Source organism: Kosakonia sp., from assembly GCF_032052965.1.
In the GTDB taxonomy this organism is placed as follows: Bacteria; Pseudomonadota; Gammaproteobacteria; order Enterobacterales; family Enterobacteriaceae; genus Kosakonia.
Map to the genome: position 1 here is coordinate 1 of NZ_DAMBVN010000024.1, position 22,223 is coordinate 22,223.

Below are 22,223 nucleotides of genomic sequence, written 5' to 3' on the forward strand. Positions count from 1 at the left end.
AGCGCTTGCATGGCATGCAAGAGGTCAGCGGTTCGATCCCGCTTAGCTCCACCAACATTTCGAACCCTCGCGTTTACGCGGGGGTTTTTTGTTTCTGACTTTCTGTAAACCCTTTTCAACACGCGTTAACGATTCTTAGGTTGTGAAAATTAAGAACACCTAAGGGTATTTGTGCGTCAGGGAAGTTGATTCACATTGCGAATAAACCTATTATTCGCCCACCTTTTCGCGTACACCAGGAACAATTAATTAACCTTGATGAAAACAAGAAATTACAACGTTACGCGTAAGTTCCTGCTCGCGTTAATTTTGTGTCTGGTGGCTGTGACACTTTCTCGAATTATTTCGCCCCGTACTCTCGTTAATGGCAGTGATATATACCTGGCATGGTTGCCGTTAAGCGTAATGCTGGCGATCATTCTGCTATTTGGCCGCCACGGCATATTTCCCGTTGTTATTGGCTTTGCGCTGATAAACGATATATTTTTACATTTAGCCTTTACTGAAGCGGCAGTGCTGTTATTTTGCCAGGTTTTCTCGGTGCTGGTGGCTTGTGCGGTTGTGCGCTGGCGCCTTGGTGCGCGTTGGCGTCATGGCATGCCCAACAGGGATATGGGGGTACGCATTTTATGGATGGGGTTTATTGCGCCCGTCGGCATGAAATGTTGTATGTATATTGCGGGCGCATGGTTTAATTATCCGGTTAATTTATCAGGCTTTTTTAATTCAACGTCGGCTATTTACTCCATTATTGATATCCAGAGTCTGATTTCCGCAGTACTGATATTTACAATGATTTTCTATTATCCACTGCGGATGATGATTAACCCCCGGTTTGGTCGCGCATTCTGGCTCCGTAGTATTAAGCCATGGTTAACAAAAGAGAAGCGTGGCTTTATGCTTTCCTGGTTCGCGATATTAATTACTACGGTTATTATTCTTTGCCTGCCTTATAAATCTGATTATTTAGCGGGTTATCTTGTGCCGGTTATTTTTATTCTTTTCACCTTTGCTATCAGTCGTATCAGTCATCCGCTGATTATGTTGAGCTGGGGTGGCGCAGCGTTTGTTTTGATGCTGTACAACAACAACTTTCTGCACGGCGTACGAACCGACTATTCGCTGGCATTTGTGTTATCGGTGTTGATTTGCTTCACCATTTCGATGCTCTACATGATGCAGATCTATAACCGAAGTGAATGGCTTAAACAGCGCTGGCAGTCGCAGGCAATGACCGATCCGTTGACCGGTCTGCCCAATCTTCGGGCGCTGGAAAAAGCGCTGGAGTTGCAGCCTTCCAGCACACTTTGCTGCCTGTATTTGAAAAACGTGGAACTTCTGAGCCAGCATTATGGCTTGATGATGCGTGTGCATGTGAAACGCAGCGTGACCCGGGAACTGCAGCCGCTATTGCTGGGCGGTGAACAATTGTTTCAACTGCCCGGTAACGAATTATTGTTGAAACTGAATGGGCCTGAAATCTCTGCACGCTTGCAGCATATGATGCATTACCTGAACAGTCGCCGTATCTACTGGAACACCGTTGCGCTGGATATTGAGTTTGGTGTTTCCTGGGGCGTACAGCATGAAGGAGAAAAAGATCTGCACCATACACTGGGGCAGTTAAGCTGGCTTTCAGAACAGGCCTGCGCCGTGCACCAGGTACTGGCACTGACGAACAGCTTGCAGGAAGTGACTGACCATACCACCGACCGGGTGTTGTTATTGAATAAAGTAAAACGCGCGCTGGATGACAACGACATCGTGCTGTATGGTCAGCCGATAGTCAATGCGCAGGGGCAGGGATATCAGGAGATCCTCACTCGTTTGCGCTGTAATGGCGAGCTGCTTACACCAGACCAGTTTATTCCGGTGATTGCTCAGTTTAATTTGAGTAGCCGCTTTGATATGCAGGTCGTCGAACGTTTATTGCAGTGGATGCAGGCACACCCGGACAAACACGGTTGCGCGCACTTTTCCGTCAACCTGATGCCGCTAACATTGATGCAGCATGATTTTGTCGCCCACATGCTCTCGCTGTTTACGCGCTATGCCGTGCCGCCGCAGGCGGTGATTATTGAAATCACAGAGGAGCAGGCGTTATCGCACTCTGAAGTGAGCGCGCATAACATACAGCAGTTGCGGCAGGCGGGTTTTAAGATTGCTATCGATGATTTTGGGACCGGTTACGCCAATTTTGAACGTCTGAAGCGGTTACAGGCCGATATCATTAAAATTGATGGGTCTTTTGTGCGGGACATTCTGCAAAATGCGCAGGACGCAATGATTGTGAAAGCGATATGTGAGCTGGCAAAGGGGCAGTCGCTGACGGTTGTGGCCGAGTATGTCGAAAATGAAGCACAGCGTGCGCTGTTGCTGCAATCCGGCGTTGATTATTTGCAGGGCTACTTAGTCGGCAAACCACACCCGCTTGCGCAGGCATAAAAAAACCGGGATTATCCCGGTTTTTTATTGCCATCCCATCACCCCTCCTGGGGAGGTGGTGATGGATTATTCAGACCGAATGCACATGGCGCTATTCGGTCATCACATCAGATAACCAGTGCCGCAATAGCGGCAGACAACACACTCACCAGCGTGGAGCCATATACCAGTTTCAGACCGAAGCGGGACACCACGTTACCTTGCTCTTCGTTCAGGCCCTTGATCGCACCAGCGATAATGCCGATGGAGGAGAAGTTAGCGAAGGAGACCAGGAACACCGACAGGATACCTTCTGCGCGCGGCGAGAGAGTCGCAGAAATTTTCTGCAGATCCATCATCGCCACGAATTCGTTCGATACCAGTTTGGTGGCCATAATGCTCGCCACTTGCAGCGCTTCGTGAGTCGGTACGCCCAGTACCCAGGCAATCGGATAGAAGATATAGCCCAGAATGCCCTGGAAGGAGATACCCAGAACCGCTGCAAACAGCGCGTTCAGACCCGAAATCAGCGCGATAAAACCAATCAGCATTGCTGCAACGATAATCGCAACCTTGAAACCCGCCAGAATGTATTCACCCAGCATTTCAAAGAAGCTCTGACCTTCATGCAGTTTTGCCATCTGCAGGTTTTCTTCGCTCTCTTCCACGCGGTAGGGGTTGATCAGCGACAGCACAATAAAAGTACTGAACATGTTCAGCACCAGCGCCGCAACGACGTATTTCGGCTGGAGCATGGTCATGTAGGCACCCACGATGGACATTGACACGGTGGACATGGCTGTCGCCGCCATGGTGTACATGCGGTTGCGTGACATTTTGCCGAGAATATCTTTATAGGCGATGAAGTTCTCAGACTGACCAAGGATCAGCGAACTTACGGCGTTAAAGGATTCCAGTTTGCCCATTCCGTTCACTTTAGACAGCACCGTCCCGATGGCGCGAATAATGATTGGCAGCACGCGAATATGCTGAAGAATACCGATCAGTGCAGAGATAAACACAATCGGGCAGAGCACTTTCAGGAAGAAGAACGCCAGGCCTTCATCATTCATTTTACCGAATACGAAGTTCGTGCCTTCGTTGGCAAAGCCGAGCAGTTTTTCAAACATCTCGGAGAAGCCTTTTACGAAGCCGAGGCCAATATCCGAGTTCAGGAAGAACCAGGCCAGCAGAACTTCAATAACCAGCAATTGAATAACAAAGCGGATGCGGATTTTCTTGCGATCGCTGCTTACGAGCAAGGCAAGCAGCGCCACAACAGCAAGCGCCAGGACAAAGTGCAGAACGCGGGACATATTTGCTCCAAATATGAGACGGGTAGAAATTTCGTGCACATTCTATGTAACAAGCCAAAAGAAAACGAGATCAAACACACACTATATTAATGACCTGTGACCAGACTCAAAATTAGTGATCCAACATACATTTCTGTTATGTTAAGTAAAGGAGTGAAAAGTTGCATCGCATGCTAAACTCTTAACATAACGCTGCGGCAGATGCTGTTGTCGCCGTCACCATCCTGAACATTCAGCCCTTCTATTGTTTCTGGCTATCAGAGAAATCAAGCAAACCCATTTAAATGCTCTTGATAATCATTCTCATTTTGGTAGCATCAAACATAGCAAAGGCTATATTTAAGGGCGAAAAATGAACAGTAGTCGCGTTGAGAATAGCAATGGGCGTGCAGCGCGCAAACTCAGGTTCGCGTTAATGGGACCGGCGTTCATTGCGGCGATTGGCTATATCGATCCCGGTAACTTTGCCACCAACATTCAGGCGGGGGCGAGTTTCGGCTACCAGCTGCTATGGGTTGTGGTCTGGGCAAACCTGATGGCGATGCTGATCCAGTTGCTGTCAGCCAAGCTCGGCATTGCCACCGGCAAAAACCTCGCAGAGCAGATCCGTGACCACTATCCACGCCCACTGGTCTGGTTCTATTGGGTGCAGGCGGAAATCATCGCCATGGCCACCGATCTTGCCGAATTCATTGGTGCGGCCATCGGCTTCAAAATGATCCTTGGCGTCTCGCTGTTACAAGGAGCCGTGCTTACCGGTATCGCCACGTTCCTGATTTTAATGTTGCAACGGCGCGGGCAAAAACCGCTGGAGAAGGTGATTGGCGGGCTGCTGCTGTTTGTTGCTGCGGCGTATATTGTTGAACTGGTGTTCTCGCAGCCAAAACTGGCGGCGCTGGCGAAAGGGATTGTCATCCCTAACCTGCCAGGTACAGAAGCGGTGTTTCTTGCCGCAGGCGTGTTGGGCGCGACCATTATGCCGCACGTAATTTACCTGCACTCCTCGCTGACGCAGCACATGCATCAGGGGACACAGCGCGAGCGTTATTCCGCCACCAAATGGGATGTTGGCATCGCCATGACCATTGCCGGTTTTGTGAACCTTGCGATGATGGCGACTGCCGCCGCCGCGTTTCACTTCAACGGCCATACCGGTATTGCCGATCTTGACCAGGCCTACCTGACGCTGGAGCCGCTACTCAGCCATGCGGCGGCGACCACTTTTGGTTTGAGTCTGGTGGCAGCAGGGCTGTCTTCGACGGTGGTCGGTACGCTGGCCGGGCAGGTAGTGATGCAAGGGTTTGTGCGTTTCCATATTCCGCTCTGGGTACGCCGTACCATTACTATGATGCCGTCGTTTATTGTTATCTGGCTGGGGCTGGATCCAACGCAGATTCTGGTGATGAGCCAGGTGCTGCTGAGCTTTGGTATTGCGCTGGCTCTGGTGCCGTTGCTGGTGTTCACCAGCGACCGCAAGCTGATGGGCGAGCTGGTTAACAGCGTGCTGGTTAAGCGGACCGGTTGGGTAATTGTGGCGCTGGTCGTATGCCTGAATGGCTGGTTATTAATTGGAACTATTGCCGGGATTTAAAACGGGAACAGTAAAAAGGAGCGCATGCGCTCCTTTTTTTATTCTCAGTGGTGACGCCAGTGCCCGCGGCCTGGTCCACGGTGGTCGTCACGGTCGCGCCAGCCTTCGCGATAGCCGCGCTCATAGGCGTCGCGTTTATCCCAGCCGCGATGCCAGCCGCGATCGTGTTTATACCAGCGGTTGCCGCGCCATTCGTAATTGCGACCCCAATAATCGCGGTCGCGCCAGCGTCCGCCGTCCCAGTAGTTACCGTAATTATCGCGATCGCCAATTTGTAATTTTACAGACGGCAACAGGGTGATTTCGCCAGCATTCGCGACCAGCGGCGCGGCAGCCATTAACACGGCTGCCAGAATCAGTGACCTGAACATACTCTTCTCCTTCACGATCGGGGCCGAAACGGCCTGTTACAACAATATTACGGGGCGGTAATATCCCGTATTAGTGGCGCAACTCCGAAATCATGAATGGGAGCACTTTTTGCTAAAATGGTCTACCTTACGCCGCTAAGCACCGCGTCGATCTCTTCACACTCTGCGGCGCTGAAGTGGCGGTTCGCCAGCATGCCAACAGCATCGTCCAGTTGGCTGGTCTTGCTGGCCCCAATCAGCACAGAGGTCACTTTGTCGCCACGCAGCACCCATGCCAGCGCCATCTGCGATAACTTCTGTCCCCGCCGTTCTGCAATCGCATTGAGTGCGCGCACGGTCGCCAGTTTCTCTTCTGTGATCTGCTCCGGATTGAGGAAACGGCTGCCGCTGGCGGCGCGAGAATCCGCCGGGATGCCCTGCAAGTAGCGGTCTGTTAACTGCCCGCCCGCGAGCGGTGAGAAGGCGATGCTGCCCACGCCTTTTTCCTGTAGCAGATCCAATAAATCCTCTTCCACCCACCGTTCAAACATCGAATATTTGGGTTGATGAATGAGACACGGTGTACCCAAATCATTGAGGATGTCGATGGCTTGACGCGCCAGTGCTGCCGGGTAATTGGACAGACCGACATACAGCGCTTTGCCCTGGCGGACAAGATGGTCGAGTGCGCGCATGGTTTCTTGCAGCGGCGTTTCTGGATCCGGGCGATGGTGATAAAAGATATCAACATAATCCAGCCCCATCCGGCGCAGGCTTTGATCGAGGCTGGCGATCAGATATTTGCGTGAACCCCAGTCACCATAAGGGCCATCCCACATGGTGTAACCTGCTTTGCTGGAGATGACCAGTTCATCGCGCCAGGGCAGAAAATCCTCCTGCAAAATACGCCCGAAGTTTTTTTCTGCTGAACCGGGCGGCGGCCCGTAATTATTCGCCAGATCGAAATGGGTAATGCCCTGGTCGAAGGCATGGCGCAGTAACTGCCGGCTGTTTTCCAGCAGGGTCGCGTCGCCGAAGTTGTGCCACAGCCCGAGCGAGATTGCCGGGAGTTTCAGGCCGCTGTTACCGCAGCGACGCCAGACCATCTTTTCGTAACGCGTAGAACTCGCCTGATAAACCATGCCGGTGCCCCTTCAACGATTGATTTCTTTACAGTGTATGCGTTTACATTTATGACCGACTGAGCTTACACCGCTCGCCATCGTAAAGCTTGCTTGCCACCTTAAATATGGCGCATATCCTGGACTCTCATCACAGTTCCCCAATACTCAGATAAAACCCGGATTTCAGAAGGATCACTGTAATGCAAACCGATTACTCTGTTGCCGACTATCTGCTGGACAGGCTCGCAGGCTGTGGCATCCATCATCTTTTTGGGGTGCCTGGCGACTATAACCTGCAATTTCTCGACCATGTCATTCAACATCCGGCGGTGCACTGGGTGGGCTGCGCTAACGAACTCAATGCTGCCTATGCGGCGGACGGTTATGGGCGTTGCCAGGGCGCGGGGGCGCTGCTGACTACTTTTGGTGTGGGTGAACTGAGTGCAATCAATGGCATCGCCGGGAGTTTCGCAGAATATGTGCCAGTACTGCACATTGTTGGCGCGCCCTGTAGCGGAGTGCAGCGACGGGGAGAATTACTGCACCATACGTTAGGCGACGGCGATTTTAGCCATTTCTGGCGTATGAGTGAGCCGGTGACGACAGCGCGCGCGGTGCTGACGGCGCAAAACGCCTGCTATGAGATTGACCGGGTGATCCGTGCCATGCTGACAGCGTCACGCCCGGGTTATCTGATGCTACCTGCAGACGTGGCAAAAATGCCGGCAACCCCGCCTGTAAACGTTATCACTACGACCGCCATACCCGGCAACGAAACGCGACTGGCGGCCTTTCGTCGCCATGTTGAGGAACGGCTGTCGGGAAGCCAGCGACTCTCGCTTCTGGCAGATTTTCTGGCGCAGCGTTTTGGCGTTCAGAAAATGCTGCAGTGCTGGATGCGCGATTTTCCACTGCCACACGCCACGATGTTAATGGGGAAAGGCCTGTTTGATGAAACGCAGCCGGGGTTTGTGGGTACTTACAGTGGCGCGGCAAGCCCGGCGGCAGTTCGCGAAGCGATAGAGGACGCCGATACGGTAATTTGTGTCGGTACGCGCTTTAGCGACACACTGACCGCAGGATTCACACAGCAATTGCCGCCAGAACGGACTATCGACATCCAACCGTTCGCGGCACGGGTAGGTGAAACCTGGTTCAGTGGTTTATCAATGCAGGATGCGGTCAGCACTCTGACTTCGGTATGTCGCAATAATCCGCGCTGTGCCTTGCAGAAAAAGGCGCGGGAAAATAACCCCAGCCAGCACAGGCACCAGGGAACGCTGGATCAAGCTGCTTTCTGGCAAACGCTGCAGGACTTTATTCGCCCCGGCGACATTATCCTTGCCGATCAAGGAACAGCGGCCTTTGGCGCAGCGGCGTTACGCCTGCCTGCCGGGGTGGACTTCCTGGTGCAGCCGCTATGGGGCTCCATCGGCTTTTGTTTGCCCGCGGCCTTTGGTGCCCAGACGGCATATCCGGAACGGCGGGTGATCCTGCTTACCGGTGACGGTGCCGCGCAGCTGACTATTCAGGAGCTGGGGTCGATGCTGCGCGACAATTTACGCCCCATTATTGTTGTGCTCAATAACGACGGCTATACCGTGGAGCGGGCGATTCATGGCGCACAGCAGCGCTATAACGATATTGCCCGCTGGAACTGGACCCACATTCCGCATGCCCTGAGTCACGATTGCCAGGCAGAGTGTTGGCGTGTCAGTGAAACGGTACAGTTAGCCGAGGCGCTGGAAGCCGCTGCACATCATCACCGCCTGGCACTGATTGAAGTAATGTTGCCCAAAATCGATCTGCCAGATTTACTGCGCGATGTGACGCATGCTCTGGAAGCGCGCAACAATCAGTGATCGTTGTCACGCCGGGGAGCCATCATCATGGGTTTCCCGGCAAGCAGCAGCCAGGCGGGCAGCATCACGATACAGAGCAGCGGCAGCAGGGTGGTATCGGGCACCACGACAGCAGCAAGAAATAAACTCAGCCAGCCATCACGTGTGACGACCAGCACCAGGCCCAGCACTGCGCAGGAGACCGTGACCGCCGCAGGAACCGCATCCACATGCGCGTGCAGCATCAACCCCAGCGCCACACCCACAAATACCGCGGGGAAGATCCGCCCACCGCGAAAACCGCAGGCGGCAGCCACCACCAGCGCTGCCAATTTGACCAGCGCGAAAAGCAGGTAATCACTGACGGTAAATGTCTGGGCAAAGGCCAACTGTTGCATCTCGTCCAACCCTTTAAACAGCGTAATATTGCCGCCGATAATGCCAAGGATACCGAGCAGAAAACCACCTATTCCCAGCGCCAGTACCGGATTTTTCAACTGCTGGATCAGGCGGTGCAGACGCGGCAGACACCATACAGCTACCATTCCCAGCGCGATGGCAAACAAGGTCACTACGGCACCGCTGAGAATGTCGACAAGATGCAATTGCGGATAATGTGCGATCGGTAAACTAAAATGGGGATGCGACAGCACACTGGTGGTCAGTGCGCCAGCCGCCGCCGCCATTAACGGGGCAAACAGGCGATCCCACAGCGGTACATCGTTACTGGCTGTTAATGTCTGGGAAAAGATCAGTGCGGCGGCGACCGGCGTACCAAACAGTGCGCCAAGCGTGCCGGCAGAGGCTAAAATCGTCCAGTCCAGCGGTGCAACCCGCGGGAAAACCCGCCCTCCCAGCGCCACGGCCAGTGCGATATTCATTACCATGATCGGGTGTTCCGGCCCGAGGCTGACCCCGCCTGCTAGCCCAAGCAGCAGTGCCAGCAGCAGGCCGGGTAGCGCAGTCACGGAAACCGGTGCGCCAATCAACGGTTCGGTAGCCGGATCCGGGCCACCGTGGCCTGTGCTAAAGCGGATCACTAACCCTACGGCTACCCCGGTAAGGGTCAGGACCAGCAGGATCCACAGTGGTGTGTCGGGGTCAACGCCCAGTCGCCAGGGGATACCGCTCCACAGCACCGATTGCAGCAGGGCGGCGATTTTCATCACCAGCAGTAACACCAGGCTGGATGCCACGCCAATGGTCAGCGCGGGCAGCGCCAGCAATAACATTGTTCTGGCTCGCGGATGGAGCATACCTATTTCCTTTATTACCTGCAGGGCGGAACCCTGGGGGAATCTGTGACGAAGATCGATTATCCTGGGGCACTCGTGTTATCGTCGTTGTTGTTACAGCGCCTTGAATTTACAGTGTGCCAAAGATTTATTTTGACTTTAGCGGAGCCGTAAAAGAATGACAAAATATGCTTTAGTGGGCGACGTAGGCGGCACCAACGCGCGATTAGCGTTGTGCGATGTCGACAGCGGCGACATCTCTCGTGCCAAAACCTATTCCGGCCTCGACTACCCCAGCCTGGAAGCGGTGGTGCGTGTCTACCTTGATGAGCACAACGTTACCGTAGAAGACGGGTGTATCGCTATCGCCTGTCCGATCACCGGTGACTGGGTAGCAATGACTAATCACACCTGGGCCTTCTCCATTGCTGAAATGAAGAAAAACCTGGGCTTCGCGCATCTGGAAATCATTAACGATTTTACTGCGGTGTCGATGGCTATCCCGATGCTGAAAAACGATCACCTGATCCAGTTCGGCGGCGCAGCGCCGGTCGAGGGCAAACCGATCGCGGTTTACGGTGCGGGCACCGGGCTTGGAGTGGCCCATCTGGTGCATGTGGATAAGCGCTGGGTGAGCCTGCCGGGTGAGGGCGGCCATGTGGATTTTGCCCCTAACAGCGAAGAAGAGGGCATTATTCTTGAAGAACTGCGTGCCGAAATCGGTCACGTTTCTGCGGAGCGCGTGCTTTCCGGGCCGGGGCTGGTCAATCTCTATCGGGCTATTGTTAAATCCGACGGCCGTCTGCCGGAAAATCTGCAACCGAAAGATGTCACCGAGCGCGCTCTGGCAGACAGCTGCATTGACTGCCGCCGCGCGCTGTCCCTGTTTTGCGTCATTATGGGCCGCTTTGGCGGTAACCTGGCGCTTAACCTCGGGACTTTTGGCGGCGTCTATATCGCCGGTGGTATTGTGCCGCGTTTCCTTGATTTCTTTACAGCGTCCGGTTTTCGCGGCGGCTTTGAAGATAAAGGGCGTTTCAAATCCTATGTGCAGGATATTCCGGTCTATCTGATCGTGCATGATAATCCGGGGCTGTTAGGCGCGGGTGCCCACCTGCGCCAGACGTTAGGTTACTATCTCTAAAGATGCATTAACTGCCGGAATTCTTTAACTTTACTGCGGCTGACAGGCACCTGAAACTCCAGGTCGCGCAGCCGCAAAATATAGGTATTGTTAAACCACGGTTCAATCTCGCGGATCTTATCCAGATTCACGCAGTATGAGCGGTGACAGCGGAAGAAGTGCGCTGCCGGCAGTTTGCTGCAAAACTCCGTGATGTTCATTGGCATCACGTAAGATTCCCGTCGCGTATAGACAAACGTCATCTTCTCGTGCGCTTCTGCATAATAAATGTCGTCAATACTGGTGACGATAATCCGCTCGTCTTTGATCAGATTAATGGTCGCGTTTTCCCGCTGTTGCGGGCTGGCGGCCATACCGGCTTGTTGCTGCCAGGCGCTTTCCAGCTTCTGGAGCATACTGATGATGCGCGATTCCTGGTATGGCTTAAGAATGTAGTCGAAGGCTTCCAGTTCGAAAGCTTCGACCGCGTGCTCTTTCCACGCGGTAATAAAAACAATAAACGGCTTATGCGCGAACTGGCTGATATTTTGCGCCAGCAGTACCCCGTCCAGTGAGGGGATATTAATATCAAGAAAAATCGCGTCGACCTTGTTGTGTTGCAGGTACTTCAGGACGTCGAGACCGTCATCAAACGTCCCGACAATTTCCATCTGGCTATGGGCTTTGATCAGCCAGCTCAGTTCTTGCTGCGCCAGGATCTCATCTTCAACAATGATGACCTTCATTGACTTCTCCTGTTAGGGCAACAGCGCGGCCATAGTCGGTGAGGGCGACGGCTGGCGCGGTACGTAAAACGCAATTTCTGTTCCCGGCGTCAGACGGCGGATATGCAGCCCCTCACCGTAGAGCAGTTTCACCCGCTGGTGAACATTAAGCAGGCCAATTTTATTCCCTGGCATCTCATCGGCTTCGACGCGGGCAATCATTTCCGGGGCTATGCCGTTACCGGTATCACGCACAGCGATCCGCACCCGGTTGCCACACTCTTCCACGCTGATGGTGACCACGCCTTTGCCTTTGCAGGGCTGAATACCGTGCACGATGGCATTCTCCACCAGCGGTTGGATCAGTAAGCTTGGGATCACACAGCTTACCTCTTCATCAATGTCATAAATCACCGTCAGTTTGTCGCCAAAGCGCGCCTGCTCAATGGCGATGTAATCTTTGATTTGGTACAGCTCTTTCTTGATATCAATCTGCTCATCGTCTTTTAATTCAATGTTATAGCGCAGATAACGCGACAAATTGAAGATCAATTGTCGGGCGGTATCCGGATTCAAGCGGATCGACGACGAAATGGCATTCAGCGCGTTAAAGAGGAAGTGCGGGTTAATTTTGCTCTGCAAGGCGCGTAATTCTGCCTTATTTGCCATCTCACGCAGCTGCTCTGCGCGTGAAACTTCCAGCTGCGTCGATATAATTTGCGATAAACCGACTGCCATATCCTGCAGGGATGAGGTGATTTGGTGGGCGTGGCAATAGTAAATTTTCAGCGTGCCAGTCACGATGCCCTGCTCACGCAGCGGGATCACCAGCATTGAGTGAATTTCGGGTGTTCGGTGCGCTTCATCGTTGTTTTTTATGATGATTTCACCGGTGCTGATCGCCTGATACGTGGTCGGGCTGATAATGTCGTCGCTGTCACGGTAGTTATCTTCCCCGACACCGACATATGCCAGTACGTGGTCGACGTTGGTGATGGCGACGGCATCGGCATCAATATCGCGGCGGATGATATCGCACACCTGACGTAGCGACTCGCTGTTCACGTTACGAAACAGCGGCAATGTTTTATTGGCAATCTCCAGCGCCAGCTTGGCCTGGCGCCCGGCCATCGCCTCTTTTTCACCTTCCACGCTCTGTACCAGCAGCACAATAAACCCGATACACACACTGCCGAGGATCATCGGCACGCCGATTTTAGACACAATATCGAGACCCAGCGCGGTGGTCGGTGCCCAGAGCACCACCAGCGTCATGGTCAGGCTTTCACAGATCATCCCGGCGATAATACCGGCGCGCCAGTGCTGCGCTTTCGGCACTTTCAGGTGGATCATCCCGGACATGATCCCGGCGATAATACTGGTGATAAAGCAGGGGACTGCCGTCACGCCGCCCATATCAATCAAATAACGGTGCACACCCGCAATAATGCCGGTAATGATCCCTACCCACGGACCAAACAGAATACCGCCAGACATCACCGCAATAATACGGACGTTAACCAGTGAACCTTCAACCGGTACGCCAGACCAGGTACTGAACAGCGCGAACAGGGAGAAGATGGCAGTGACGCCCAGTAGCTCTTTAGGCGAGTGGGCGGTTTTATGCAGCAGCTCGCGAAACAGGCGGATACGGATCAGGAAAAACAGGCAGATCAGCATCAACGCCGCGCGATCGAAAACCGCCAGCAGCATGTCGAATATTTCGTGCACGGGTGACTCATGTGAAAGGCGTCAAAAAGCTATGATAAAAAACTGTGACCCGGATGACCAGTCAGGGAGTGTATTCTGTGAATAGGGAAAAACCATGATTCCAAAAGGGGATTAATAAACGCTAAAAGAGCATGCGCGAACACGTCGGGTTAATGAAAATTACGCGTAATTATATTGCTATCAACTTGTTAAGTTAAAAAGTTATTCAGGTAATAACGAGGCTGAAAGTCTTCTTCCCTCAGCTCATCCTCTTCCGCTTTTTTATCCGCACACTATTTTTTTCTTTCCCTCTCGACAGCAGGAAATTATTCGGGATATGTTCTTAACACGCTGCACATGCGGCGACGTCGCTCGGACGGTCCGGGCGCTAACGTTACTCCGAGGAATCTATGGCTGACTTCAGTCCTGAACGTCGTTTTACGCGTATCGATCGTCTCCCCCCGTATGTTTTTAATATCACAGCTGAATTGAAAATGGCTGCGCGTCGGCGCGGCGAAGATATTATTGATTTCAGCATGGGTAACCCGGACGGCGCCACGCCGCCACACATTGTTGAGAAGCTTTGCACCGTGGCGCAGCGCCCGGACACGCATGGTTATTCGACTTCGCGCGGTATCCCGCGTTTGCGTCGGGCGATTTCTCGCTGGTACGAAGAACGCTACCAGGTGGATATTGATCCGGAAACGGAAGCTATCGTCACTATCGGTTCGAAAGAGGGGCTGGCGCATCTGATGCTGGCCACGCTGGATCATGGCGATACGGTGCTGGTGCCGAATCCCAGCTACCCCATCCATATTTATGGTGCGGTCATTGCCGGTGCGCAGGTACGTTCTGTTCCGCTGGTAGAAGGTGTCGATTTCTTTAATGAGCTGGAGCGGGCGATCCGCGAAAGTTACCCGAAACCGAAGATGATGATCCTCGGCTTCCCCTCCAATCCCACGGCACAGTGCGTAGAACTCGAATTCTTTGAAAAAGTGGTTGCACTGGCGAAACGCTATGATGTGCTGGTGGTGCACGATCTGGCTTATGCCGACATTGTTTATGATGGCTGGAAAGCGCCGTCGATAATGCAGGTGCCGGGCGCGCGCGATGTGGCCGTTGAATTTTTCACGCTATCGAAAAGTTACAACATGGCCGGCTGGCGTATTGGCTTTATGGTCGGTAACCCTGTGCTGGTCAGCGCGCTGGCGCGTATCAAGAGCTACCATGATTACGGCACGTTTACCCCGTTACAGGTCGCGGCGATTGCCGCGCTGGAAGGCGATCAGCAGTGCGTACGTGATATTGCCGCGCAGTATAAACGCCGTCGCGATGTGCTGGTGAAAGGGTTACATGAAGCAGGCTGGATGGTCGACACGCCCAAAGCGTCGATGTATGTCTGGGCGAAAATTCCAGAGCAATATGCCGCGATGGGATCGCTGGAGTTTGCCAAAAAATTACTGAAAGACGCCAAAGTATGCGTGTCGCCGGGGATTGGTTTTGGCGATTATGGTGATACCCATGTGCGTTTTGCGCTGATTGAAAACCGCGATCGTATCCGTCAGGCGGTGCGGGGTATTAAGTCCATGTTCCGGGCCGATGGCTTGCTCCCCTCGGTGCCCAAAACCGCAGCGGAAGATATCGAACCCTGAAAAAAGGAGCCGCAAGGCTCCTTTTTTCTACTGCATTAATCGCTCAGGTCAGATCATCAGGGCAAAAGTACCGGCCCATACAATGACCATCATCGAAATGCCCATAAAGAAATATTTCACGTTCATCGCTCCGCATACTTCCGTATGCATCTATGACCATAACAGGACTGAGTATAGAGAGGTGAAACTACGCCAAAGCGAAAATGAGAATTTTCTCCCTTCCGGCCACAGCTCCATCTCAGGATCTTGGGTGAATCATCACCAGACGGCGCTAATGTACGCTTAATTTTTTACCCTTACAAGAGCCTTTTTTCTATTTAATTTTAGTAAGTTACAGTGTGTCGGGCTTTGGCGACACATTACTTTCATTGCTAAATAAATTGTCCTTCAGCGACGAAATTTTTCGCTGCTGAAACGCTTCATTTCCGCTTGAATTATAAGGCTAATTTTTTGAACGTGCTCACACTCTGCATAAACCAGGACGATCAGGTCATCGGAGTGAAACAAAAATGACATGCAAAAAAGAGGGGTGCTTTCTCGCATGACCCGGGTTGAAGGTATGTTTGACCTGATAAACAAAACGCGACTGTAGCGGCGAAGCCATGTTGACAATCTGCGCATTATGAAAATAAATGTCTATACAACCCATGACATGCGAAGACGATGACTGAACTGACCGCAGAAGATCGTGTCTGGCGCAATGCGCGTCTGGCGACGATGGCCCCCTCGCAAGCACAACCCTATGGTTTTATAGATAATCATGCCTTGATTGTCCGTCATGGCCGCATCCGGGCGATTGTGCCGCAGGCCGATTTACCCGCGCACATCGCGCACAGCGTTGATGCTGGTGGGAGGTTGATCACCCCTGGTTTAATCGACTGCCATACCCACCTTGTTTTCGGCGGCAACCGTGCACAAGAGTGGGAGCAGCGGTTAAATGGCGTCTCTTATCAGCAGATCAGCAGCCAGGGCGGCGGCATTAATGCGACGGTGCGGGCGACACGTCAGAGCAGCGAAGCCGGGCTTTTTGCTTTGGCAGAGCAGCGCCTGGCGCGTCTGCTGCGGGAGGGGGTCACCACCGTTGAGATCAAATCCGGGTATGGGCTTGATCGGGAGAACGAGGCCAAAATGCTGCGTGTCGCCGGGGCGCTGGCGCAGTCTTATCCGGTGGAGATCAGCCGCACGTTGCTGGCCGCACATGCAACGCCGCCAGAATATAAAGGGCAGCCAGATGATTACATCAGGCAGGTATGCGACGACATTATGCCCTCGTTGTGGCAACAGGGTCTGTTTGAGGCGGTCGATGCTTTTTGCGAAAACGTGGGCTTTTCATTGGCGCAAACTGAGCGGGTTTTCCACCGCGCGCGTGAGTCAGGCATCCCCATCAAGGGGCATGTAGAACAACTCTCTTCGCTGGGCGGGGCAGAACTGGTCAGCCGTTACCGGGGACTTTCTGCCGATCACGTGGAGTATCTCAGTGAGGCGGGCGTTGCCGCCATGCGGGAAAGTGGCACCGTGGCTGTCCTGTTGCCTGGTGCATTCTATTTCCTGAATGAACCCCGTAAACCGCCTGTTGCCTTGCTGCGTCAGCAGCAGGTGCCGATGGCGGTGGCAACGGACTTTAATCCGGGTACCAGCCCGTTTGCCAGTCTCCATCTGGCGATGAATATGGCCTGCGTGCAGTTTGGCCTGACGCCGGAAGAGGCCTGGGCGGGGGTGACGCGGAACGCGGCGCAGGCCTTAGGACGTCAGCATACCCATGGTCAGCTGGCGGCGGGTTACTGGGCGGATTTTGTCATCTGGGACGCTGAACACCCGGTGGAGATGGTCTACGAACCGGGACGCAATCCTCTTTATCAACGTATTTTTCGTGGCGAGGAGACAGTATGATGCTCTGGCATCCGGTTGCGCAGACGATGTGGCAGGGGCGTGATGACAGCGCCGAAGCGGCGAATGCATTGCGCGTATTTCAAACCATCGTTAACGATGGCGAGTTTTCCCCACGGCTTCATCGCGGCAAGATAGCGTTGCTCGGCTTTGAATGTGACGAAGGGGTCAAACGCAATCAGGGGCGGGCAGGTGCTGCGCAGGGGCCGGATGTGTTACGTCAGGCGTTGGCACCCATGGCGAGCTTTTGCGGGCACAGCCAGTTGGTGGAAATGGGATCGGTACGCGCCCAGCCCGAGCAGCTTGAAGAAGCGCAACAGGAGCTGTACGACGCGGTGCTGGCTTGTCAGCGGTCGCGAATGCGCACTCTGGTGTTTGGCGGTGGTCATGAAACCGCGTTTGGCCACGGTTCGGCAGTACTGGATGCCTTCCCCAATGAGCGGGTCGGCATCATCAATCTGGACGCGCATCTCGATTTACGTCATGCTCCGCGCGCCAGTTCCGGCACGCCGTTTCGCCAGCTGGCGGTGCATTGCGAAGCGCAGAATCGCGAATTTATCTATAGCTGTATCGGTGTTAGCCGGGCCGCCAATACCCAGGCGTTGTGGGACGAGGCTGCCTTGCGCAAGGTGTCGGTGATCGAAGATATCGACGTGTTGAACAAGTTTGTCGAGCAAGTTCTGCCGGAAATCCACCGTATGCTGTCCAGCTGCGACAGGATTTACTTAACGATCGATCTGGATGTGTTGCCCGGCAATGAGATGCCAGCGGTTTCCGCACCGGCAGCGCTCGGTGTTCCATTGCCATTGTTAATACGTATTGTTGAACCGCTGTGTCGCAGTGGCAAACTGCAGGCGGTGGATCTGGTGGAGTTTAATCCACAGTTCGACACCCAGGGGCTGGCTGCGAAAGTCGCGGCGCGACTGGCATGGCAGATTGTGCATTGGTGGCAGGGATGATCGCCGCCCTTTCAATCACGGTATCATCGGGCACCCATGCCCTTAATTGCTGAAATAAGGAACCGCCGAGTGATATTTTCGCCCCGTCCCCGACCTGCTCCCGCCAGTGCGCCACTGCCTTTTTATGAAAAAGTGAAGCAGGCTATCAGCGCGAAAATTATCGACGGCACCTGGCGGCCGCACGATCGCATCCCTTCCGAGGCCGAACTGGTGGCGCAGTTTGGTTTTAGCCGCATGACCATTAACCGGGCGCTGCGTGAACTGACCGATGAAGGCCTGCTGGTGCGTTTGCAGGGGGTCGGCACGTTTGTGGCTGAGCCAAAAGGGCAGTCGGCGTTGTTTGAAATTCGCAGCATTGCGGATGAGATCGCCGCCCGTCACCATCAGCACCGTTGTGAGGTGTTGCTGCTGGAAGAAACCCGCGCAGACCTCACTCAGGCGGCCGCGCTGGAGCTTGAAGAGGGTGCGCGGATCTTTCATTCGCGGATGGTGCATTTCGAAAATGAGATCCCGGTGCAGATAGAAGATCGCTGTGTGAATGCGAGCGTGGTACCGGACTATTTGCGACAGGATTACACGCATACCACCGCCCATGCTTATTTGTCGTTAATTGCGCCGCTTACTGAAGGCGAACACATCGTGGAAGCAGTGCAGGGCACGGCGGAAGAGTGCCGGTTACTGCACATTAACGAGCATGATCCCTGTTTGTTGATCCGTCGCCGCACCTGGTCCACCTCGCATATCGTCTCTCACGCCAGCCTGCTTTTCCCCGGTGCACGCTACCGTTTACAAGGTCATTTCTGTTCCTGATCCTGTGCGTCAGCTAAAGCGTGATTGCTGACGCAATATAATAAATTTGTATCTTTTCTGTTAAAACCTGGCTTGCGCGTAATTGTATAGACAAGTATATGTGTTTAGAGACGCTACCCGTTTTTTCAGGAGAGAATAACGATGTCGAACACCCCCTACCGCCAGCAAACCATCCGCGCACCGCGGGGCACAACGCTGAATGCAAAGAGCTGGCTCACCGAAGCCCCCTTGCGCATGCTGATGAATAACCTCGACCCGGAGGTGGCAGAAAACCCCCATCAACTGGTGGTCTATGGGGGGATCGGCCGCGCAGCGCGGAACTGGGAATGTTTTGATGCCATCGTCACTGCACTGAAAGAGCTGGAGCAGGATGAAACGCTGCTGGTGCAGTCTGGTAAACCGGTCGGCGTGTTCAAAACTCATGAGAATGCCCCACGCGTGCTGATCGCCAACTCCAACCTGGTACCACACTGGGCAAATTGGGAACACTTTAACGAACTGGATGCAAAAGGGCTGGCGATGTACGGCCAGATGACCGCCGGAAGCTGGATCTACATCGGCAGCCAGGGGATTGTTCAAGGTACTTATGAGACGTTTGTCGAAGCGGGCCGCCAGCACTATCAGGGCAATCTACAAGGGCGCTGGGTATTGACCGCCGGTCTGGGCGGTATGGGCGGCGCACAGCCGTTGGCGGCAACACTGGCGGGTGCCAGTTCGCTGAACATTGAGTGCCAGCAGAGCCGTATCGATTTTCGTCTGCGTACTGGCTATGTCGATGAGCAGGCGACCTCGCTGGATGATGCGCTGGCGCGTATTGAAAAATACACCACTGCGGGTAAGGCCGTGTCGATTGCGCTGTGCGCTAACGCCGCAGAGATCCTGCCCGAGCTGGTGAGGCGCGGTATTCGCCCGGACATGGTAACTGACCAGACCAGCGCCCACGATCCTTTGCACGGTTATCTGCCCGAAGGCTGGACCTGGGAGGCGTATCAGCGGAATGCACAAGCCGATCCGCAGGGAACGGTGCAGGCCGCGAAGCAAAGCATGGCGAAACATGTGAGCGCGATGCTGGCTTTCAGCCAGATGGGCATTCCGACTTTTGATTACGGCAACAATATCCGTCAGATGGCAAAAGATATGGGGGTCGACAATGCGTTTGATTTCCCCGGCTTCGTCCCGGCTTATATTCGCCCACTGTTCTGCCGGGGTATCGGTCCCTTCCGCTGGGTTGCCCTCTCCGGTGATGCCGAAGATATCTACAAAACCGATGCCAAAGTGAAAGCGATCATTAAAGAGGATAAACACCTGCATCACTGGCTGGATATGGCGCGAGAACGTATTCATTTCCAGGGATTACCGGCGCGCATTTGCTGGGTAGGGCTGGAGTGGCGTCAAAAACTGGGGCTGGCGTTTAATGAAATGGTGCGTAATGGCGAAGTCCCAGCGCCGATTGTTATCGGGCGCGATCACCTTGATTCCGGCTCTGTTGCCAGCCCGAACCGTGAAACTGAAGCCATGCGTGACGGATCCGATGCGGTATCCGACTGGCCGTTGCTCAATGCCTTGCTCAACACGGCCAGCGGCGCGACCTGGGTGTCGCTGCACCATGGTGGTGGTGTCGGAATGGGCTTTTCACAACACGCTGGCATGGTGATTGTTTGTGATGGCACCGACGAGGCTGCTGCGCGTATTGCGCGGGTATTGCATAACGATCCGGCAACGGGCGTGATGCGCCATGCTGACGCAGGCTACGATATTGCTATCGCCTGCGCGGCAGAACAACATCTTAATCTTCCTATGGTCGCCGCAACGCAGGGGCATCGCAAAGCATGAAAAATTTCACTCTGACTCCCGGCACACTGACCCTGGCGCAACTGCGCGACATTTACAGCCAGCCGATCCGCCTGACGCTGGACGAAGGGGCGTTTGCTGCCATTAATGACAGTGTCGCCTGCGTGAATGCCATTATGGCTGAAGGGCGCACGGCGTATGGCATTAACACCGGTTTCGGGTTACTGGCGCAAACGCGCATTGCGACTGAAGATCTGGAAAACCTGCAGCGTTCGCTTGTACTTTCTCATGCTGCTGGCGTGGGTGAACCGCTGGATGACGCAATGGTGCGGCTGATCATGGTGCTGAAGATCAACAGCCTGGCGCGTGGATTTTCCGGCATCCGTTTAGAAGTGATCCAGATGCTGGTGGCGATGGTTAACACCGGGGTTTACCCCTGGATCCCGGCAAAAGGTTCGGTGGGCGCATCCGGCGACCTGGCCCCGCTTGCCCATCTGTCGCTGACGCTGCTGGGCGAAGGTAAAGCCCGCTGGCAGGGGAAATGGTTGCCATCGACGGAGGCGTTAAAGCAGGCCGGACTGACGCCGTTGACACTGGCGGCAAAAGAGGGACTAGCGTTGTTAAACGGCACCCAAACTTCTACCGCCTTTGCCTTACGCGGCCTGTTTGAGGCCGAAGATCTTTTTGCTTCGGCGGTGGTTTGCGGTGCGTTAACTACGGAAGCGGCGCTGGGATCCCGCCGTCCTTTTGACGCGCGCATTCACGAAGTTCGCGGGCAACGTGGGCAAATTGACGCGGCTGCGCTGTATCGCCACGTGCTGACGGAAGAGAGTGCTTTTTCGCAGTCACATCACAACTGCAATAAAGTGCAGGATCCCTATTCATTACGCTGCCAGCCTCAGGTGATGGGAGCCTGTCTGACGCAGTTACGTTCTGCGGCGGATGTGCTGCTGACCGAGGCCAATGCGGTGTCGGATAATCCGCTGGTGTTTGCTGCCGAAAATGAAGTGATCTCGGGCGGTAACTTTCATGCCGAGCCGGTGGCCATGGCAGCGGATAATATTGCGCTGGCCATTGCAGAAATCGGTGCTCTGGCGGAGCGGCGCATTGCGCTGCTGATGGATAGCCATATGTCGCAATTACCGCCATTCCTGGTCAAAAACGGCGGCGTGAATTCCGGCTTTATGATTGCTCAGGTGACGGCAGCGGCGCTGGCAAGCGAAAACAAAGCCCTGGCGCACCCACACAGTGTGGACAGCCTGCCCACTTCGGCAAACCAGGAAGACCATGTATCGATGGCTCCGGCTGCGGGTCGCCGGTTATGGGAGATGGCGGCCAACACCCGCGGGGTAATTGCCGTTGAATGGCTGGCCGCGTGCCAGGGGCTGGATATGCGCGAAGGGTTAACCAGTAGTCCCTTACTGGAGCAGGTGCGCCATCTGCTGCGCGAACAGGTTCCGCACTATGATAAAGACCGCTATTTTGCCCCCGATATCGAAGCCGCCACGGCACTTCTTGCTGCGTGTCACCTGACGCCACTGCTGCCAGGCGTGTTGCCCAGCCAGAGGTAATCAATTTAACGTAGAGGGTTGTGCTACACATCAGAGGAGCATCCCCCTGGTGTGTAGCGCGGCAGATTATCCTCAATGAAATATCCCAATTTGCGGCACAGCCCGGATGCTAAT

The 22,223-nt window shown here is 54.2% G+C and carries 17 protein-coding genes; 10 read left to right on the top strand and 7 right to left on the bottom strand.

Going from position 1 to position 22,223, the window contains the following annotated elements:
- Positions 1-258: 258 nt before the first annotated feature.
- Positions 259-2,445: an EAL domain-containing protein gene (locus RTX30_RS20580; RefSeq protein ID WP_312692412.1), complete on the top strand. Its 2,187-nt coding sequence runs from the start codon at positions 259-261 to the stop codon at positions 2,443-2,445.
- A 107-nt stretch (positions 2,446-2,552) separates the two neighbouring features.
- Here the strand turns inward: RTX30_RS20580 and RTX30_RS20585 are convergent, their stop codons facing one another.
- On the bottom strand, positions 2,553-3,740 hold the full coding sequence (locus RTX30_RS20585; RefSeq protein ID WP_312692330.1) for a NupC/NupG family nucleoside CNT transporter: 1,188 nt from the start codon (positions 3,738-3,740) through the stop codon (positions 2,553-2,555).
- Positions 3,741-4,092: 352 nt separating this feature from the next.
- Between RTX30_RS20585 and RTX30_RS20590 the strand changes: the two genes are divergently transcribed.
- A complete protein-coding gene (locus RTX30_RS20590; protein WP_312692332.1) occupies positions 4,093-5,331 on the top strand; it encodes an Nramp family divalent metal transporter in 1,239 nt (412 codons plus the stop codon).
- 44 nt (positions 5,332-5,375) lie between these two features.
- Here RTX30_RS20590 and ypeC read toward each other — a convergent pair whose 3' ends face one another.
- On the bottom strand, positions 5,376-5,702 hold the full coding sequence (gene ypeC / locus RTX30_RS20595; RefSeq protein ID WP_312692334.1) for a DUF2502 domain-containing protein YpeC: 327 nt from the start codon (positions 5,700-5,702) through the stop codon (positions 5,376-5,378).
- A 122-nt stretch (positions 5,703-5,824) separates the two neighbouring features.
- Complete coding sequence (mgrA, locus tag RTX30_RS20600) at positions 5,825-6,823, bottom strand: L-glyceraldehyde 3-phosphate reductase (RefSeq protein ID WP_312692336.1); 999 nt, start codon at positions 6,821-6,823, stop codon at positions 5,825-5,827.
- 182 nt (positions 6,824-7,005) lie between these two features.
- Here mgrA and RTX30_RS20605 point away from each other — a divergent pair, with 182 nt between their 5' ends.
- Entirely contained in the window at positions 7,006-8,667 is a 1,662-nt protein-coding gene (locus RTX30_RS20605; RefSeq protein WP_312692338.1) for a thiamine pyrophosphate-binding protein, read from the top strand.
- Here the strand turns inward: RTX30_RS20605 and RTX30_RS20610 are convergent.
- Positions 8,661-9,902, bottom strand: a complete 1,242-nt coding sequence (locus tag RTX30_RS20610) for an ion channel protein (RefSeq protein ID WP_312692340.1) — start codon at positions 9,900-9,902, stop codon at positions 8,661-8,663. The genes RTX30_RS20605 and RTX30_RS20610 overlap by 7 nt on opposite strands.
- Before the next feature lie 157 nt (positions 9,903-10,059).
- Here RTX30_RS20610 and glk point away from each other — a divergent pair, with 157 nt between their 5' ends.
- The gene (gene glk, locus RTX30_RS20615) at positions 10,060-11,025 is read left to right on the top strand and encodes a glucokinase (RefSeq protein WP_312692342.1); all 966 of its coding nucleotides are present in this window, start codon (positions 10,060-10,062) and stop codon (positions 11,023-11,025) included.
- Here the strand turns inward: glk and RTX30_RS20620 are convergent.
- Positions 11,022-11,750, bottom strand: a complete 729-nt coding sequence (locus RTX30_RS20620) for a LytTR family DNA-binding domain-containing protein (RefSeq protein ID WP_312692344.1) — start codon at positions 11,748-11,750, stop codon at positions 11,022-11,024. The two genes, glk and RTX30_RS20620, sit on opposite strands and share 4 nt — an antisense overlap.
- 12 nt (positions 11,751-11,762) lie before the next feature.
- Positions 11,763-13,460 (bottom strand): sensor histidine kinase, encoded by a 1,698-nt coding sequence (locus RTX30_RS20625; protein ID WP_312692346.1) that lies wholly within the window; start codon positions 13,458-13,460, stop codon positions 11,763-11,765.
- Between the two features lie 389 nt (positions 13,461-13,849).
- On the opposite strand from RTX30_RS20625, the gene alaC reads away from it, so the two are divergent.
- Positions 13,850-15,091, top strand: a complete 1,242-nt coding sequence (gene alaC, locus RTX30_RS20630) for an alanine transaminase (RefSeq protein WP_312692348.1) — start codon at positions 13,850-13,852, stop codon at positions 15,089-15,091.
- 48 nt (positions 15,092-15,139) lie between these two features.
- On the opposite strand, the gene ypdK is transcribed toward alaC, so the two are convergent.
- The gene (gene ypdK / locus RTX30_RS20635; RefSeq protein WP_134318594.1) at positions 15,140-15,211 is read right to left on the bottom strand and encodes a membrane protein YpdK; all 72 of its coding nucleotides are present in this window, start codon (positions 15,209-15,211) and stop codon (positions 15,140-15,142) included.
- Between the two features lie 543 nt (positions 15,212-15,754).
- Here ypdK and hutI point away from each other — a divergent pair.
- The 5 genes from hutI (at position 15,755) to hutH (ending at position 22,109) form a co-directional block, all read left to right on the top strand.
- Complete coding sequence (gene hutI, locus RTX30_RS20640; RefSeq protein ID WP_312692350.1) at positions 15,755-16,981, top strand: imidazolonepropionase; 1,227 nt, start codon at positions 15,755-15,757, stop codon at positions 16,979-16,981.
- Positions 16,978-17,937, top strand: coding sequence for a formimidoylglutamase (gene hutG, locus RTX30_RS20645; RefSeq protein ID WP_312692351.1), 960 nt, complete (start codon positions 16,978-16,980; stop codon positions 17,935-17,937). Before hutI ends, hutG begins: the two co-directional genes overlap by 4 nt.
- Before the next feature lie 72 nt (positions 17,938-18,009).
- A complete protein-coding gene (locus RTX30_RS20650; RefSeq protein ID WP_312692417.1) occupies positions 18,010-18,747 on the top strand; it encodes a histidine utilization repressor in 738 nt (245 codons plus the stop codon).
- Positions 18,748-18,888: 141 nt separating this feature from the next.
- A complete protein-coding gene (hutU, locus tag RTX30_RS20655) occupies positions 18,889-20,580 on the top strand; it encodes a urocanate hydratase (RefSeq protein WP_312692353.1) in 1,692 nt (563 codons plus the stop codon).
- A complete protein-coding gene (gene hutH / locus RTX30_RS20660; RefSeq protein WP_312692355.1) occupies positions 20,577-22,109 on the top strand; it encodes a histidine ammonia-lyase in 1,533 nt (510 codons plus the stop codon). Before hutU ends, hutH begins: the two co-directional genes overlap by 4 nt.
- Positions 22,110-22,223 lie beyond the last annotated feature (114 nt).

Bases quoted from the DNA above. Each gene is read 5' to 3' on its own strand.
- ypeC (WP_312692334.1), bottom strand. From the start codon at position 5,702: ATGTTCAGGTCACTGATTCTGGCAGCCGTGTTAATGGCTGCCGCGCCG.
- hutU (WP_312692353.1), top strand. From the start codon at position 18,889: ATGTCGAACACCCCCTACCGCCAGCAAACCATCCGCGCACCGCGGGGC.
- alaC (WP_312692348.1), top strand. From the start codon at position 13,850: ATGGCTGACTTCAGTCCTGAACGTCGTTTTACGCGTATCGATCGTCTC.
- hutH (WP_312692355.1), top strand. From the start codon at position 20,577: ATGAAAAATTTCACTCTGACTCCCGGCACACTGACCCTGGCGCAACTG.
- mgrA (WP_312692336.1), bottom strand. From the start codon at position 6,823: ATGGTTTATCAGGCGAGTTCTACGCGTTACGAAAAGATGGTCTGGCGT.
- RTX30_RS20585 (WP_312692330.1), bottom strand. From the start codon at position 3,740: ATGTCCCGCGTTCTGCACTTTGTCCTGGCGCTTGCTGTTGTGGCGCTG.
- hutG (WP_312692351.1), top strand. From the start codon at position 16,978: ATGATGCTCTGGCATCCGGTTGCGCAGACGATGTGGCAGGGGCGTGAT.
- RTX30_RS20590 (WP_312692332.1), top strand. From the start codon at position 4,093: ATGAACAGTAGTCGCGTTGAGAATAGCAATGGGCGTGCAGCGCGCAAA.
- RTX30_RS20610 (WP_312692340.1), bottom strand. From the start codon at position 9,902: ATGCTCCATCCGCGAGCCAGAACAATGTTATTGCTGGCGCTGCCCGCG.
- RTX30_RS20605 (WP_312692338.1), top strand. From the start codon at position 7,006: ATGCAAACCGATTACTCTGTTGCCGACTATCTGCTGGACAGGCTCGCA.
- glk (WP_312692342.1), top strand. From the start codon at position 10,060: ATGACAAAATATGCTTTAGTGGGCGACGTAGGCGGCACCAACGCGCGA.
- hutI (WP_312692350.1), top strand. From the start codon at position 15,755: ATGACTGAACTGACCGCAGAAGATCGTGTCTGGCGCAATGCGCGTCTG.
- RTX30_RS20620 (WP_312692344.1), bottom strand. From the start codon at position 11,750: ATGAAGGTCATCATTGTTGAAGATGAGATCCTGGCGCAGCAAGAACTG.
- RTX30_RS20580 (WP_312692412.1), top strand. From the start codon at position 259: ATGAAAACAAGAAATTACAACGTTACGCGTAAGTTCCTGCTCGCGTTA.